At 57.2% G+C, this 16,286-nt stretch carries 12 protein-coding genes; 7 read left to right on the top strand and 5 right to left on the bottom strand.

What is annotated here, in order from left to right; translation table 11 throughout:
• Positions 1 to 611 precede the first annotated feature (611 nt).
• The 4 genes from mexE to AAEZ03_RS07225 all read left to right on the top strand — a co-directional run bounded on the left by mexE (position 612) and on the right by AAEZ03_RS07225 (position 7,813).
• Positions 612 to 1,856 (top strand): multidrug efflux RND transporter periplasmic adaptor subunit MexE, encoded by a 1,245-nt coding sequence (gene mexE, locus AAEZ03_RS07240; RefSeq protein ID WP_048389870.1) that lies wholly within the window; start codon positions 612 to 614, stop codon positions 1,854 to 1,856.
• 15 nt (positions 1,857 to 1,871) lie between these two features.
• Positions 1,872 to 5,051: an efflux RND transporter permease subunit gene (locus tag AAEZ03_RS07235; RefSeq protein ID WP_262124678.1), complete on the top strand. Its 3,180-nt coding sequence runs from the start codon at positions 1,872 to 1,874 to the stop codon at positions 5,049 to 5,051.
• The gene (locus tag AAEZ03_RS07230; protein WP_350577255.1) at positions 5,048 to 6,457 is read left to right on the top strand and encodes an efflux transporter outer membrane subunit; all 1,410 of its coding nucleotides are present in this window, start codon (positions 5,048 to 5,050) and stop codon (positions 6,455 to 6,457) included. Before AAEZ03_RS07235 ends, AAEZ03_RS07230 begins: the two co-directional genes overlap by 4 nt.
• A 297-nt stretch (positions 6,458 to 6,754) precedes the next feature.
• On the top strand, positions 6,755 to 7,813 hold the full coding sequence (locus AAEZ03_RS07225) for a tetratricopeptide repeat protein (protein ID WP_350577253.1): 1,059 nt from the start codon (positions 6,755 to 6,757) through the stop codon (positions 7,811 to 7,813).
• 26 nt (positions 7,814 to 7,839) lie between these two features.
• On the opposite strand, the gene AAEZ03_RS07220 is transcribed toward AAEZ03_RS07225, so the two are convergent.
• The 5 genes from AAEZ03_RS07220 to AAEZ03_RS07200 all read right to left on the bottom strand — a co-directional run bounded on the left by AAEZ03_RS07220 (position 7,840) and on the right by AAEZ03_RS07200 (position 14,367).
• Positions 7,840 to 8,217, bottom strand: a complete 378-nt coding sequence (locus tag AAEZ03_RS07220; RefSeq protein ID WP_123749306.1) for a response regulator — start codon at positions 8,215 to 8,217, stop codon at positions 7,840 to 7,842.
• 65 nt (positions 8,218 to 8,282) lie between these two features.
• The gene (locus AAEZ03_RS07215) at positions 8,283 to 9,479 is read right to left on the bottom strand and encodes a hybrid sensor histidine kinase/response regulator (protein WP_350577249.1); all 1,197 of its coding nucleotides are present in this window, start codon (positions 9,477 to 9,479) and stop codon (positions 8,283 to 8,285) included.
• Positions 9,470 to 10,078: a chemotaxis protein CheB gene (locus tag AAEZ03_RS07210; RefSeq protein WP_350577247.1), complete on the bottom strand. Its 609-nt coding sequence runs from the start codon at positions 10,076 to 10,078 to the stop codon at positions 9,470 to 9,472. The genes AAEZ03_RS07215 and AAEZ03_RS07210 overlap by 10 nt, the downstream gene beginning before the upstream one ends.
• Positions 10,075 to 10,890: a CheR family methyltransferase gene (locus AAEZ03_RS07205; protein WP_048389860.1), complete on the bottom strand. Its 816-nt coding sequence runs from the start codon at positions 10,888 to 10,890 to the stop codon at positions 10,075 to 10,077. Before AAEZ03_RS07205 ends, AAEZ03_RS07210 begins: the two co-directional genes overlap by 4 nt.
• Positions 10,891 to 14,367: a response regulator gene (locus tag AAEZ03_RS07200; RefSeq protein ID WP_350577244.1), complete on the bottom strand. Its 3,477-nt coding sequence runs from the start codon at positions 14,365 to 14,367 to the stop codon at positions 10,891 to 10,893. It lies immediately after the preceding gene.
• 188 nt (positions 14,368 to 14,555) lie between these two features.
• Here AAEZ03_RS07200 and AAEZ03_RS07195 point away from each other — a divergent pair, with 188 nt between their 5' ends.
• From AAEZ03_RS07195 to cobM, 3 genes are all read left to right on the top strand, one after another.
• Entirely contained in the window at positions 14,556 to 14,927 is a 372-nt protein-coding gene (locus AAEZ03_RS07195) for a response regulator (RefSeq protein ID WP_048389857.1), read from the top strand.
• A 55-nt stretch (positions 14,928 to 14,982) separates the two neighbouring features.
• Positions 14,983 to 15,408 (top strand): cobalamin biosynthesis protein, encoded by a 426-nt coding sequence (locus AAEZ03_RS07190; protein ID WP_278941386.1) that lies wholly within the window; start codon positions 14,983 to 14,985, stop codon positions 15,406 to 15,408.
• A 63-nt stretch (positions 15,409 to 15,471) separates the two neighbouring features.
• The gene (gene cobM, locus AAEZ03_RS07185; protein ID WP_350577241.1) at positions 15,472 to 16,218 is read left to right on the top strand and encodes a precorrin-4 C(11)-methyltransferase; all 747 of its coding nucleotides are present in this window, start codon (positions 15,472 to 15,474) and stop codon (positions 16,216 to 16,218) included.
• Positions 16,219 to 16,286 lie beyond the last annotated feature (68 nt).

Raw genomic sequence — 16,286 nt, 5'->3', positions numbered from 1 at the left:
CCCGCTCAAACTGTGCCGAAGGTGCTGATTGGGTTGCACCGCAGGGTCAGATTCTTGCAGGCGATGCAAACGCGCATCCCACTGTTCTTGCAACTGGCCGCCGGCGCTAAACGTTTGCCTATGCACGCGTGCCTGAGGCTCATCCTGGGCTCGGGCGCGATGATAAGCCACCGTGCGCAGGGTCAGGCCTCTGGGGTCAAAGGCTGTTAATGACGGTGTGTGCTGATGTAACGAAGACATAAGAAATGACCTGTTTTACACAATGATTCAAAAAGCGTAGTGATCAGGTCATGTGCCAAGGTGGTCTTACAGGCAGCTTTATGTGTCCAAATGATTACCGTCAAATTGGCTACTGAGCCACGGCCAAATGCACCGTGTTAAAGCCCTGCTGGCCTACAGCGAGCAATCCTCATTCCGGTAATGCAGCGGACTTTCACCCTGTTTAAATACGAATTTAATTGATAGCTCACTCATAAAACGCGCAGGCTAGAGGGCTTGGACAAGCTTTGTATCATTCTGAATGATATTAACCTTCGCTGGGTTCGATTCGTGCCCCGGCGCGCGCGACAGCATTATCCCGCCCATCTCAATAGATTGGCGGACTCCCCCTCATGGAACAGTCACTGAAACATTTGCGCTTCCCACTCGCGGCCCTGGCGATCGTGGTGATGAGTGCATGCGGTAAAACTCCACAAGCGACTGCTCCTGCACCTGCTGCAAAAGTCAGTGTGGCCAAAGTGCTTGAGCAACCCGTGAACGAGTGGGACGAGTTCACCGGTCGCCTGGAAGCACCCGAAACCGTTGAAATCCGCCCGCGAGTGTCGGGCCAAATTGATCAGGTCGCCTTTACTGAAGGTGCTCTGGTCAAAAAAGGCGATCTGTTGTTCCAGATCGACCCGCGCCCGTTCCAGGCGGCTGTCCGTCAACTTGAAGCCGAACTCCAGCAAGCTCGCGCCAATGCCACCCGCAGTGAAAACGAAGCCCAGCGCGGCGAGCGTCTGCGTCAGAGCAACGCGATTTCCGCTGAACTGGCTGACTCGCGCAGCACCGCCTCCCAAGCCGCGCGCGCTGCCGTCGCTGCTATCCAGGCGCAACTGGATCTGGCCAAACTCAACCTGAGCTTTACCCGCGTCACCTCGCCGATCACTGGCCGTGTCAGCCGTGCCGACATCACCGCCGGCAACATCGTCACGGCGGATGTCACGCCGCTGACCAGCGTGGTGTCGACCGACAAGGTGTATGCCTACTTCGATGCCGACGAACGTGTGTTCCTCAAGTACAACCAGTTGGCACGCGATGGCAAACGTGGCCAGACCACGCCGGTTTATCTTGGGCTGTCCAATGAAGAGGGCAACCCGCACCTGGGTCAGATGAACTTCGTCGACAACCAGGTTAACCCTAAAACCGGCACCATTCGGGGTCGCGCGGTGTTCGACAACACGGATGGCAGCTTCACCCCGGGCCTGTATGCGCGCCTCAAACTGGTCGGTAGCGGCACCTACGAAGCCGTGCTGATCAATGACGAAGCGGTCGGTACCGACCTGGGCAAGAAGTTCGTATTGGTGATGGACGGCAATAACAACACCGCCTACCGGGCCATTGACCTGGGGCCAAAAATCGAAGGCCTGCGCATTGTCCGCAGCGGTCTGAACAAAGACGACACCATCATCGTCAAGGGCCTGCAACGGGTGCGTCCTGGCTCGCCGGTGACCCCTGAAGTGATCCCGATGGCCAATGAACAAACCCTCGCCGCACTGGCGCAACAACGACACGCCCTGGAAGCCAGCAACCTGTTACCTGCAACGCCCGCAACCCCTGCGGCGAAGCTGGCCAGCGTTGCGACTCCTCGCGGTTAAGGGACGACAACTTCGATGAATTTTTCCCAGTTCTTCATTCAACGGCCGATTTTCGCTGCCGTACTTTCGCTGTTGATTTTGATTGCGGGCGGCATTTCGCTGTTCCAGTTACCGATCAGCGAATACCCGGAGGTCGTACCGCCAACGGTGGTGGTGCGCGCCAACTTCCCCGGTGCCAACCCTAAAGTGATCGGTGAAACCGTGGCGGCGCCCTTGGAGCAGGCCATCACCGGTGTTGAACACATGTTGTACATGTCTTCGCAATCCACCGCTGACGGCAAACTCACGCTGACCATTACCTTCGCCCTGGGCACTGACCTGGACAACGCTCAGGTGCAGGTGCAAAACCGTGTAACCCGCACCGAGCCCAAGTTGCCCGAGGAAGTGACGCGCATCGGTATCACGGTAGACAAGGCATCGCCCGACCTGACCATGGTGGTGCACTTGACCTCACCGGATCAGCGCTACGACATGCTCTACCTGTCCAACTACGCGATCCTCAACATCAAGGATGAACTGGCCCGTCTCGGCGGCGTGGGTGACGTGCAGCTGTTCGGCATGGGCGATTACTCGTTGCGTGTATGGCTTGATCCGAACAAAACCGCTTCGCGCAATTTGACCGCCACTGACGTGGTCAACGCCATTCGCGAACAGAACCGCCAGGTAGCGGCCGGTGCGCTGGGTGCGCCCCCTGCCCCGAACGCCACCAGCTTCCAGCTGTCGGTGAACACCCAAGGCCGTCTGGTGACCGAGGAAGAGTTTGAGAACATCATCATTCGCGCAGGCGATGACGGTGAAATCACTCGGCTCAAGGACATTGCCCGGGTTGAATTAGGCTCAAGCCAGTACGCCTTGCGTTCCTTGCTCAATAACCAGCCCGCAGTCGCGATCCCGATTTTCCAGCGTCCTGGCTCAAACGCCATCGATATCTCGAACGAAGTTCGCGCGAAGATGGACGAGCTGAAGAAGAGCTTCCCGCAGGGCATGGACTACAGCATCGTGTATGACCCGACGATCTTCGTTCGCGGTTCTATCGAGGCGGTGATTCATACCCTGTTCGAAGCACTGATTCTCGTGGTGCTGGTGGTGATCCTGTTCCTGCAGACCTGGCGCGCCTCGATCATTCCGTTGGCGGCGGTGCCGGTGTCGTTGATCGGTACCTTTGCGGTCATGCACATGTTCGGCTTCTCGCTGAACGCCCTGTCGCTCTTCGGTTTGGTACTGGCCATCGGTATCGTGGTCGACGATGCGATTGTGGTGGTGGAAAACGTCGAGCGAAACATCGAGCTTGGGCTCGAACCGGTAGAAGCCACCAAGCGCGCCATGCGCGAAGTAACCGGCCCGATCATCGCCACAGCGCTGGTACTGTGCGCGGTGTTTATTCCCGCTGCGTTTATCTCCGGGCTGACCGGGCAGTTCTATAAACAGTTCGCGCTGACGATTGCGATCTCGACGGTCATCTCGGCCTTCAACTCGCTGACCCTGTCGCCAGCACTGGCAGCAGTGTTGCTTAAAGGCCATCACGCGCCCAAAGACCGTTTCACGCGGGTTCTGGACAAGCTATTCGGTGGCTGGTTGTTCCGCCCGTTCAACCGATTCTTTGAACGTGCAAGCCACGGCTATGTCGGCACTGTTGCCCGGGTTATCCGCAGCAGCGGTATCGCCTTGCTGGTGTACGCAGGCCTGATGGTGCTGACCTTTTTTGGCTTCGCCCACACGCCGACCGGTTTCGTGCCGGGGCAAGACAAGCAATACCTGGTGGCCTTCGCTCAACTGCCGGATGCGGCGAGCCTTGACCGTACCGAAGATGTGATCAAGCGCATGTCCGACTTTGCCCTCAAGGAACCAGGCGTTGCCAACTCCATCGCCTTCCCGGGTCTGTCGATCAACGGTTTCACCAACAGCCCCAACAGCGGCATCGTGTTCGTGGCGCTCAAGGACTTTGACCAACGCAAAGACCCAAGCCAGTCGGCTGCTGCCATTGCAGCAACCCTGAACGCCAAGTTCGCAGGTATTGAAGAAGCCTACATTGCGATCTTCCCGCCGCCGCCTGTGCAAGGTCTGGGGACCATTGGCGGTTTCCGTCTGCAAGTCGAAGACCGTGGTGGTCTGGGCTATGAGGCGCTCTATAAAGAAGTACAGAACGTCATCGCCAAAAGCCACAACGTGCCAGAACTGGCCGGCCTGTTCACCAGCTACACCGTGAACGTGCCGCAAGTAGACGCAGCGATCGACCGTGATAAAGCCAAGACCCATGGCGTGGCCGTCAGCGACATCTTCGACACCCTGCAGGTGTATCTGGGTTCGTTGTATGCCAACGACTTCAACCGCTTCGGTCGTACCTATCAGGTCAACGTTCAGGCCGAGCAACAGTTCCGCCTCGAACCTGACCAGATCGGCCAGTTGAAAGTGCGTAACAACAAAGGCGAGATGATCCCGCTGGCGACCTTCATCAAGGTCAGCGACACCTCGGGGCCGGACCGCGTGATGCACTACAACGGCTTTATCACTGCCGAAATCAACGGTGCTGCGGCCCCGGGCTACAGCTCGGGCCAAGCTGAAGCAGCCATCGACAAACTGCTCAAGGAAGAACTTCCGAACGGCATGACGTACGAATGGACCGACTTGACCTACCAGCAGATCCTGTCTGGCAACACCGCGCTGTTCGTCTTCCCGCTCTGCGTATTGCTGGCCTTCCTGGTACTGGCGGCTCAATACGAAAGCTGGAGCCTGCCGCTGGCGGTGATCCTGATCGTACCGATGACCTTGCTGTCGGCCATCACCGGGGTGATTGCCTCGGGGGGTGACAACAACATCTTTACCCAGATCGGCTTGATCGTACTGGTGGGACTGGCGTGTAAAAACGCGATTCTGATCGTCGAATTTGCCAAGGACAAACAAGCCGAAGGCCTTAGCCCGTTGGCTGCGGTGCTGGAAGCCTGCCGCCTGCGTCTGCGTCCGATCCTGATGACCTCCATCGCCTTCATCATGGGTGTGGTGCCGCTGGTGCTGTCCACGGGTGCAGGTGCTGAAATGCGCCATGCGATGGGTGTTGCAGTGTTCTCCGGGATGCTCGGTGTGACCTTCTTCGGCCTGCTGTTGACGCCTGTGTTCTATGTGTTGATCCGCAACTATGTTGAGCGCAGTGAAGCGCGCAAAGCGGCGCGGCACCTCAAGTTGGAGTCGCAACAATGAGCCTCAAAGTTTTCCTTCCCAGCCTTCTGGTGCTGGCCCTGAGTGCTTGCGCCGTTGGCCCGGACTACAAAACCCCGGCCACCGAGCCTGCACAGATCAGCGCCGATAACCTCAAGGGCTTCGACCGGGCGCATTTTCAAGGGATCTGGTGGCAGCAGTTTGACGACCCGACCCTGAACAAACTGGTCGCTCAGTCGCTGGCAGGCAACCGTGAGTTACGCGTGGCCTTTGCCCGTCTGCGAGCAGCCCGCGCCATTCGTGATGACGTCAGCACAGACACCATGCCGACCATTACCAGCCGTGCCAGCAGCGATGTGGGCAAAGGGCAGGTGCCGGGCACCACTGAAAAGCGCGTCAACAGTGAGCGCTACGATTTGGGCCTGGACATGGCCTGGGAAGTCGACCTGTTTGGCCGTATCCAGCGTGAGCTGGAGGCCAGCGATGCCGACGAACAGGCCGCAGCGGCAGACCTGTATCAGCTGCAAGTGACCATGATTGCCGATCTGGTGGACGCTTACGGTGAACTGCGCGGCGCACAATTGCGTGAACATATCGCCCTGGAGAATCTGAAAAACCAGCAGGACTCCAAGGCCATCACTGTCAGCCTGCGTGATGCCGGCGTCGGTGATGAACTTGACGTGGTCCGCGCCGATGCCCGGCTTGCGGCGGTTGAGGCCAGCGTGCCGCAACTGCAAGCCGAGCAAGTACGTGAGCGCAACCGTATCGCCACGCTGTTGGGTGAGCGCCCAGAAAACCTCAGCGTTGATCTGAGCCCGGCGCAGTTGCCTGCCATCGCCAAGGCCTTGAACATCGGTAACCCCGGCGACTTGCTGCAACGTCGCCCGGACATCATGAGCGCCGAACGCAAGCTGGCAGCCGCTACGGCCCGGATTGGCGTAGCCAAGGCGGATTTGTTCCCGCGAGTCAGCCTCAGCGGCTTTCTGGGCTTTACCGCCGGGCGTGGCTCGCAGATCGGTTCGGCGGCTGCCAATGCCTGGGCTCTAGGCCCGAGCATTACTTGGCCTGCGTTCAACCTGGGCAGCGTGCGGGCACGTTTGCGCGGCGCCAACGCAGAGGCCGATGGCGCGCTGGCCAACTACGAGCAGCAAGTCTTGCTGGCTCTGGAAGAGTCTGAGAACGCGTTCAGTGACTACAGCAAACGCCAGCAGCGCTTGGTTTCGTTGATTCGCCAAAGCGAAGCGAGCCGCACCGCCGCTGACTTGGCAGCGATTCGCTACCGCGAAGGCACGGTGGATTTTCTGGTCTTGCTGGACGCCCAGCGTGAGCGCCTGGCGGCAGAAGACAGCCAAGCCCAGGCAGAAGTGGATCAGTTTCGCGGTGTAGTGGCGATCTACAAAGCCTTGGGCGGTGGCTGGCAAGCCGAGACTGTCGCTAGCGTGCAGTGAAGTAAAGAGCTCCTTTGGTTGGCCGCAACCAACCAATTTTTAGCCCTGCGCTCTTTCGGTCGCGGGGCTTTTTTTTGTTTGTGCATGTGCGCCTGACTGTAGTCGCTGACAAGGAACGAAGGCTGCGATGGGTTGCGCAGCGACCCTGCTGTTGAGTCTAAAGCGAAGCTCCTGCGGACCTTATCGCAGCCTGCGGCAGCGACTACAGTTTTCAGGTCAATTGCTCTTCTGGTTTGACTCAAGCCCTCTACTGTCCCAATCTTGCACTTCATACGCACGACTGTTACTGGATTTTGCATGTCTCAGCCTCGCCGTTACCTGGTTGTAAGCCTTCTGTCTGCTCTGATCGCAGTGGGCCTTTGGTATTGGATGCGCCCTGCTCCGGGCACCGCGCCGTCAAACACGGTCAATCACAGCTATTCGTCCGCCCTGGAACAAGCCCATAACGGGCAGCCGGGGGCCGCCAGGGTGCTGTATCAGCAACTGGCACGCACTGATCTTTCCGATATTCGCCGCGCCAGCCTGCATGCCGAGCTGCCTAACTACCCGAGCCCGCAAGCCCTGAAGCTGGCCGATGCAGACTTGCAAAACTCGTCACCGCTAGTGCGTAAGGCGGCGATACAAAGTATTGCAGGGTTGGTGCCCAATGCTCAGCGCACACTGCTGCTCGGCCCGCTGCTGGATGCCCCCGAGCAAAGCGTTCGCTTTGCCGCCGCCAGCGCCCTGCTGGGCTTGTCTCCTGATGAGCAAGGACTGTATTTCGGCCCGCTGCAGCAAGTCATCGACGAGTACGAGCGCACGCTCAAGACACAACCCGACGACCCGCAAGCCCAAGGTCAGCTCGCGCGTTTGTATCTGCATGAAGGGCAACTGGACGAGGCGCAGGCGGCACTGGAAAAATTCCGGGCGCTGGACCCGGAGAATCTCAAGGCTGTGGTGGCGCAGATTGATCTGCTGGATAAACGCGGCAAAACCGATCAGGCGCGTGAACTGCTGGCCAATCAGCTTAAAGCCCACCCCGACTCAGCGTACCTGCAACACGCACTGGGGATTTGGTTACTCAATCACGGGCAAACCGAATACGCGTTGTTGGGTCTGGCCAAAGCGGTTGAGCTGGAGCCAGACAACAGCGAGTACCGCTACAAGCTCGCTATTGCCTTGCATGAGCTGGAGCAACTGGAACCGGCGCAGCGTCAGCTGGAAGAGTTGCTGCAACGCCAGCCCGCCAATCGCAAGGCACGTCTGTTGTTGATTCGCTACTGGAAAGAGGCCGGTCAACTACAGAATGTACAGGTGCTGCTGGCGCAACTGGAGCAGCTAAACCCTGATGATCCAGCGCTGCAACAAGGGTTGTAGGCGCGCAGCGCGCAAGCTGCAAGCGATTAGGCGAGCAGCTTCTGGATCTGTGTTTGTAAGGTGTCGAGGTCGAAGGGTTTGGCCAAAATCGGGGCTGTGAGGGTGATCGGGCTGCCGGTGTCACGGATTTCTGCCGGATAACCGCTGATAAAAATCACCTTCAGGTCCGGTCGCAGCTTCACTGCAGGCTCGGCAATCTGCACGCCTGATATCCCGCCCGGCAAACGGAAGTCCGTAACCATAAGGTCCAGGTGCGGTTTGGTGGCTAAAATCGCAAACGCCTGCTCGCCGTTTTCGGCCTGCAATACCCGGTAGCCTTCGCCTGACAGGTAAGCACTGAGGATCATCAGGATCGATGGATCGTCCTCGACAATCAAAACAACATCTTGCGCATCTTCACTCATGGGAAACCTTAATCCGAACTTTGCTGCCATTACGACCGCAGCCACGGCCATAGGTTGCGGCCAATTTATGTCTTTTGTACCAGCGGCAGGCAGACTTTGAACAAAGCTCCCTGACCTAACTCACTGCGCACTTCTATTTTGCCACTATGGGCCGCAACAATCTGTTCCGAAATAAATAAGCCCAACCCCAGGCCCGAGACAACATGGCTGCCAGCTACCCGTTCAAATTGCTGGAAAATCCGCTGCTGATTCTCCTGGCTAATGCCAATACCCTGGTCACGTACTTGCACCACGGCATACCCCTCTTCGCTATACACCGCCACATCAATTGGCTTCTGTGCACCATAACGCAGGGCGTTGGTCAGCAAGTTGGAAATCACCTGCTCAATTCTGAATTCATCCCACTGCCCAACCACCGGCTGCGCCGCACTGAAGCTGATGCTCGCTTGCGCTGCACTGATCTGGGGCGAAAACACGTCAAGCAAATTGGCAACCAACTGTGACAAATCGAATTCCGACGGCCTGATTGACAGCTTGCCCGTGCGAATCCGTGATACGTCCAGCATGTCTTCAATCAGCCGGATCAGGCTTTGGATCTGCCGCTCGTCGCGGTCAACCATGGCCTCCAGTTTGTCCTTGGTGAACGCTGCCGTGTTGTCCCGCGCCAGGTGCATCTTGCGCAGCTGGGTTTCGAGGATCAGCCCGTTCAGCGGCGTGCGGACCTCATGGGAGACAATCGACATAAAGTCGTCACGCATGCGCACCGCATGCTCCAGTTCAACCTGTGTCTGTTGCAATTGCGCGAGCAGCACTTCTTGCTCGCGGCGGCTTCGCTCCAGCGCTTCGACCTGTCGTTGCACCGCTTTGCTTTGCCGGTACAGGTCGACAAATACGTTAACCTTGCTTTTAACCGCGTGAATGTCCAAAGGCTTATGCAAGAAGTCGACCGCACCGCTCTCATACCCTTTGAACGCGTAGTTCATCTCCCGACCGGCGGCACTGACAAACACTATCGGAATATTTTTGGTGCGATCGGTCCCGCGCATCATCTCGGCCAATTCGAAGCCGTTCATGCCCGGCATCTGTACGTCGAGAATCGCCATTGCAAACTCATGTTGCAGCAACAACGAAAGCGCCTCGTCCGCGGACAAGGCTTTATAGACGATTCGATCATCGCGTTTGATCAAGGCTTCCAGCGCCAACAGATTCTCTGGCAAATCGTCGACGATCAGCAGCTTGGCTTGAATATCACTTAGTGGCATTCGATTCGTTCCAGCTCAACAAGCAAACGGGCAATACCCTTCAAACTCAGGATGCGGTCCGGTTGGCAACGCTCCAGCGCCGCAAGCGGCATGGTGGGTACCCAGGCTTCTTCAGGGTCCTGGACGACCGTCAGGCCGCCCCGCTGTTTGACCGTGGCCAATCCCTGCGCACCATCCTGATTGGCGCCCGTGAGTAATATCGCAGCCAGGGTGTCTTGGTACACATCGGCTGCGGATTCAAAAAGGTAATCAATCGAGGGGCGTGAATAATGCACCCGCTCCTCTCGACTCAATGAAAAACTGTGATCGTGCTCCACCGACACGTGGTAACCCGGCGCCGCGAAATACAACGTGCCCGGCGCAATCGGCTCTTTGTCCTCTACTTCCTTGACCGGTATCTCCAAACGTCGGTCAAACACAGCAGCCAACTGGCTGCGTCGTTCGTCAGGCATGTGCAAGACGACGATGATCGGTAGCCTGAAACCAGGCTTCAAATCAGCAAAGATCGCCAGCAACGCCTCGACGCCCCCTGCAGAAGCCCCAACAACAATGGCCTGAACAGGGCGCAGTCCGGTGATTGCGATGTCTTGGACTGTCATAGCTTGCGATAGATCCGTTCTTGCTTGAGCAAAGGCGAAAATTGTTTGCTGTAATCGGAAAAATCCAGGGTTTCTTTGCTACCCAGCATCAAAAAGCCCCGATGACAGAGCGACTCGGCGAACAAACCAAACGCTCTATTTTGGAGATTTTTATTGAAATAAATCAGTACGTTACGGCACGAAATTAAATTAGTTTCTGAGAATACGCTGTCCGTCGCCAGACTGTGATCGGCAAAGGTCACGTTTTCACGCAGGCTCTTGTCAAAAATCGCGTAGTCGTAGGCGGCCGTGTAGTAATCGGCAAATGAGCGCTGCCCCCCGGCCTTTTGGTAGTTGTGGGTGTAGGCACGAACGTTTTCCAGCGAAAAGATCCCTTGCTTGGCTTTTTCAAGCGAGCGCGGATTGATGTCCGTGGCATAAATGATGGTGCGATCGAGCAGCCCTTCCTCACGCAGCAAGATCGCCATCGAGTACACCTCTTCGCCGGTACTGCACCCCGCGATCCAGATTTTCAGCGACGGATAGGTCTTGAGAATCGGCACCACTTCCTGGCGAATGGCCAGGAAGTGCTCAGGATCACGAAACATCTCACTCACCGGAATCGTCAGCAGTTGCAGCAACTGCATGAACACGGCCGGGTCATGCAGCACCCGCTCCTGCAAGGCCGAGATGGTCTTGCAGTCGAACTGGCGCACTGCATGCAGCACCCGGCGTTTGATCGATGCGCCGGAGTAGTCTCGAAAGTCATAGCTGTACTTGAGGTAGATCGCCTCAATCAGCAGCCGTATCTCGATGTCGGTGTTTCGTAGCACTTAGAGTCGTTCCATTTTCGGTAGCCAGACCCGGATTAACGAAAACAGTCGATCCAGATCAATCGGTTTAGCCAGGTAATCGTTAGAGCCCGCTTGCAGACAGCGCTCCTGATCGTCCTTCATCGCCTTGGCCGTGACTGCAATGATCGGCAGCTTGCGCCAGCGCGGGTTCTTGCGAATTTCAATGGTGGCCTCATAGCCATCCATCTCCGGCATCATCACGTCCATCAGCACCAGGTCGATGTCGTCGACCTCATTCAAACGCTCGATCGCCTCGCGGCCATTACGCCCGATGACGACGATTGCGCCCTTGTGCTCCAGCGCGCTGGTGAGGGCGAAAATGTTCCGCACGTCGTCATCAACCAACAGAATCTTGCGCCCTTCGAACACTTTGTCGCGGCTGCGTGCCGTCTTGAGCATCGTTTGACGCTCATGGGACAACTGAGATTCAACTTTGTGCAGAAATAATGTCACTTCGTCCAGCAAACGCTCAGGCGAACGGGCGCCCTTGATGATGATCGAACGTGAGTATTTGCGCAGTTCGGCCTCTTCGTCGCGGGTCAGGTTGCGCCCGGTATAGACAATGACGGGCGGGAACGAGCAGATGTCTTCGGTAGACATACGCTTGAGCAGGTCGTTGCCCAGCATGTCCGGGAGCTTGAGGTCGATGATCATGCAGTCGTAGATGTTACTGCGCAGCAGATCAAGTGCCTCTTGAGCAAAACCCACGGCGGTGATTTCAATGTCATCGTCGACGATCAGACGGGAAATACTGTCGCGTTGCAGGTCATCGTCTTCGACCAGCAATATCCGTTTGACCTTCTGCGTGAGCTTGGCTTCAAGGCGGGCGAAGACATCCTTGAGCTCCTCGCGGGTGGTCGGTTTGACCGCGTAGCCCACGGCGCCCATGTGCATGGCGGCTTCGACCCGGTCTTCGACAGAAATCACGTGTACCGGTATGTGCCGGGTGGCGGCCAGGGCTTTCAAGCGCTGCAGTACGGTCAACCCGGAGTGATCGGGCAAGCGCATGTCGAGCAGAATGGCGTCCGGAATAAACTGCGCCGCCAGGCTGAAGCCTTCGTCAGCACCGTGGGCGACCAGGCAGCGATAGCCCAGTTCGTGGGCCAGGTCGTAGAGGATGTGCGCAAAATTAGGTTCATCTTCAATCACCAGAATGCAGCGCGTACTGAATGGTGCTTGTTCGCGATCGTCCATGAAGCGCGGGATATTCAGCGGCACATCCGGCGCCTGTACCGGCAACGCCTTGGCAGGCAATATCTGTGACACGCGCGGGGCATTGACGGGAGCCTCTACGGGCAGTTCGGCGTCTTCGACGAACTGTACGGGCATGATCAAGGTGAAGACGCTACCTTGCCCCGGCTCGCTGCTGACACTGATAGAGCCGCCAAGCAAGGTCGCCAGATCCCGCGAGATCGACAAGCCGAGGCCGGTGCCACCATATCGGCGGTTGGTAGTGCCATCTGCCTGACGGAACGCTTCGAAAATGCTCTCTTGCTGCTCGGCCGCAATGCCGATGCCGGAGTCTTCAACGGCAAATGCAATGGCATTGCCCGAATGACGCGACACCGTCAGGCTGACCCGGCCTTTTTCGGTGAACTTGACCGCGTTGGACAGCAGGTTCTTGAGAATTTGCTCCAGGCGCTGGCTGTCGGTGTAGATCAACGCGGGGGTGCCAAGCTGCAAGTCGACACTTAACTCCAGCGACTTGTCGCTGGCCAGCGGCTGGAACACGCCGCGTATGCCATCGAGCATCCGCGCCACGCTGGTGTTTTCGGGGCGCACCTCGAGCTTGCCGGCTTCGACCTTGGATATATCCAGAATATCGTTGATCAGATTGAGCAAATCGTTGCCTGCCGAATAGATCGACTCGGCAAATTTGACTTGCTCACCCGTGAGGTTCTGCTGCGGGTTCTCCGACAACAGTTTGGCCAGAATCAGCGAGCTGTTAAGCGGTGTGCGCAGCTCATGGGACATGTTGGCGAGGAATTCCGACTTGTACTTGCTTGAACGCATCAGCTCATCGGCACGCTCTTCGAGCTGCTCCTGAGCCTGGTTCAGCTCGGTATTCTTGCGGTCCATGGCATCACGCTGCTCTGCCAGGGCCTCGTTGGTCTGTTCGAGCTCTGCTTGCTGCGCCTCAAGGCTGGTCTGCGACTCTTTAAGAATGCGCGACTGCTCTTCCAGCTCTTCGTTGGCGGTCTTGAGTTCTTCTTGCTGCACTTGCAGTTCTTCATTGAGCTGCTGGGTCTCTGCCAGCACTTCTTGCAGGCGCTGACGGTAACGCGCGGCCTCAATCGAGGTGCCGATGTTGTCTGCGATCAAGTCGAACAGCTCGATGTCACGGTCTTCCAGCGGGCGAAGAAAGCCCAGCTCAATCACCCCGTTAACCCGGTCATCGTCGCTGGTCGGCACCACCAGCACACTGCGAGGCGCGCCCTCACCCAGCCCGGAGCTGACTTTGAAGCAGTAGTCCGACGGCACATCGTCCAGACGGATCAACTGATCCTGGAACGCGGCTTGCCCGACAATCCCTTCGTCATTGTGAATCACCTCGTTGCGCGCTTCTTGCTCACGAGAGAATCCATAGCTGGCGATGCGGCGCAAGCCGCCGTGATCTTCACGCACATACACTGCGGCAACGACCGTGCCCAAGTACTGCGCGCAGAACTGCAGGATATTGCGGCCCAGCATGTTCAGCGTGAGGCGGCCAAGCACCTGCTCGGCCAGTTCGGTCTGCCCGTTACGCAGCCAGGCTTGTCGTTCAAGACGCTCAGCAGCCTTAACCTGCAACTCGAAGTTATTTTGGTAACTCTTTGAAAGATTGAGTAAATCTCTTCGGCCGACATATGCCAAAAAGCCGCTCAGGCCCAACACGAACAGCAAATAAAGCCCGACGCAGACGAAGGTAGTCGTACTGGCTTCGTTATTGCGAGCCACCCTCAACTGTTGCTCCAGCTGGATGAAATCGTCATATTCCTGACGGATCTGGTCAGTCAGGCTTTTGCCCCTGCCAGACTGCACCGCTGCACGATAATCGCCACTCTGACGGCGCAAATCGACCATGGACTGGGCATAAGAGGCCCATTCGTTCTGCAGCGCCGCGATGCGCTTGAGACGATCAACTTGCTGGGGGTTATCACTGACCAGTTCTTGTAACCCCTGGATCTGCGCAAGTACTTGCGGCTTGGCCACCGCGTAAGGGTCAAGAAAATGCTCATCGCCGGTAATCAGAAACCCGCGCATGCCGGTTTCCAGATCAACTGTCAGCCTGATCGCTTCATTGGTGTTGCTGATGACACGATCGCTGTGCTCGACCCATTTAAGGACTGACAGCAAATAGCTGATCATCACCACGAACAGCACTGCACTCATCACACCGACTGCCAAAGGCAAACCAACGTTACGACTCAGCAGTTTGCGAAAACTTCGCTCGTCAATGGATGCAGGTGAGTTCATTTGTCTGGCCTGTGGACGTAAAAATTAGTGAGAGTTTGAAGGAATACCGCGAAATAGTTCAGCTTTCTTGCACCTTAGTAGGATTTTTCTTACAAAAAACCGTACTTTGCTGGTGCTCAAGGCTATTCTTACCGGCCAGATGCCAGTGTGAAGGGTCCTGGATTTAAATTTTTATCGAGATCATGAATATGTCCGCAACGCCCTCCACCATTCTTGTAGTCGAAGACGACGCCATTGTTCGTATGCTGATCGTTGACGTGCTTGAAGAGTTGGAGTTCAACGTGCTTGAAGCCGATGGCAGCGAGTGCGCAATGGCGTTTCTTGAAGACAAAGGCCAGCGCATTGACTTGATGATGACCGATGTCGGGCTACCCGGCATGGACGGCCATGCACTGGCTTGCAAAGCCCGTGAACTGTACCAGCAACTGCCGATTCTGTTTGCCAGCGGCTACGCCGAGACCCTCACTGTGCCTGAGGGTATGGCCGTCATTGGCAAGCCCTTCTCTATTGATCAGTTACGCGTCAAGGTAAAGAGCATGTTGGTCCAGACGCAAAGTTGACAGGCTAAACGCACCTCAACAACACTGCGCACCTCGTTTTGGCTCTGGAACAGTGATGCCGCCTGCCACACACACCGCTTGCGCGATTATTGGCCTGGGATGCCGCCAGGGGTGCACTTGCGAGGATTTATTGGCATTGGTTGAGCAATCTCTCGACAAGACCGGGCTCACATTAAGCGCTGTTCAGGGCATTGCCAGCATCGACCTCAAGCGAGAAGAACCGGGTCTTATCGAACTCTGCAGGCGGCTGAACCTGCCTTTTAATGTGTTCAGCGCCGATCAGCTTGCCCCCTATGCCTCACAGCTCAGTCAGCGCTCCAAGGTTGCTTTCGAGCAAACCGGGTGCTGGGGTGTGGCCGAAAGTGCCGCATTGGCTCTGGCCGAACAGCTGAGTGGCGCAGGGGCAACACTGCTTGTGACACGCCAGGCGTCCTCAGTGGCAACCTTTGCATTGGCCTGCACAGGGCAAATAACGCGATAATCCCCCGTCTCACTATGAGCGTTCTTCACGAGCGGCTCTAATTCGACCTTTTCAGAGACTGCCATGACTGTTTACTTCATCGGTGCCGGGCCCGGCGACCCAGAGCTGATTACCGTCAAAGGCCAGCGTTTGATCCGTACCTGCCCGGTGATTATTTATGCCGGCTCACTGGTGCCCACGGCCGTACTGGACGGTAATCGCGCCGAGCAGATTATCAACAGTGCTGAACTGCACCTTGAGCAAATCATCGAGCTGATTAAAGGCGCCGACGCTAAAGGTCAGGACGTGGCCCGTGTGCACTCGGGAGATCCGAGCCTGTATGGTGCCATTGGCGAGCAAATTCGCTGCCTGCGTGAGCTGGGCATTGCCTTTGAAATCATTCCGGGCGTGACCGCCACGGCAGCATGCGCCGCCATTCTGGGCGCTGAGCTGACGCTGCCGGACATCTCGCAAACAGTGATCCTGACCCGCTACGCGGAAAAAACCGTAATGCCGCCCGGCGAGGAACTGGCCAGCCTGGCGCAACACGGCGCGACCATGGCGATTCACTTGGGGGTTAAAAACCTTGAAAGCATCGTTCGCGAACTCCAGCCGCATTACGGCAGCGACTGCCCGATTGCAGTGATTCACCGCGCCAGCTGGCCGGACCAGGATTGGGTACAAGGCACTCTTGAAGACATTCAGGCCAAGGTAGAAACCAAGGGATTCAGGCGCACTGCATTGATTTTGGTCGGCCGGGTACTGGCCAGTGACAGTTTTGCCGAATCCTCGCTGTACCGGGCCGGGCATGCGCATTTGTATCGACCCTAAGAACCCAAATCGGTAGGAGCGAGCTTGCCTCGCGATCTTTTAAGATCAGAAGATCGCGAGGCAAGCTC

Origin of the sequence: Pseudomonas sp. HY2-MNA-CIBAN-0224, from assembly GCF_040310285.1 — a bacterium.
Lineage (GTDB): Bacteria > Pseudomonadota > Gammaproteobacteria > Pseudomonadales > Pseudomonadaceae > Aquipseudomonas > Aquipseudomonas helleri.
The sequence above is the reverse complement of the archived record's forward strand: the minus strand, read 5'-3'. Positions and strand labels throughout refer to the sequence as shown.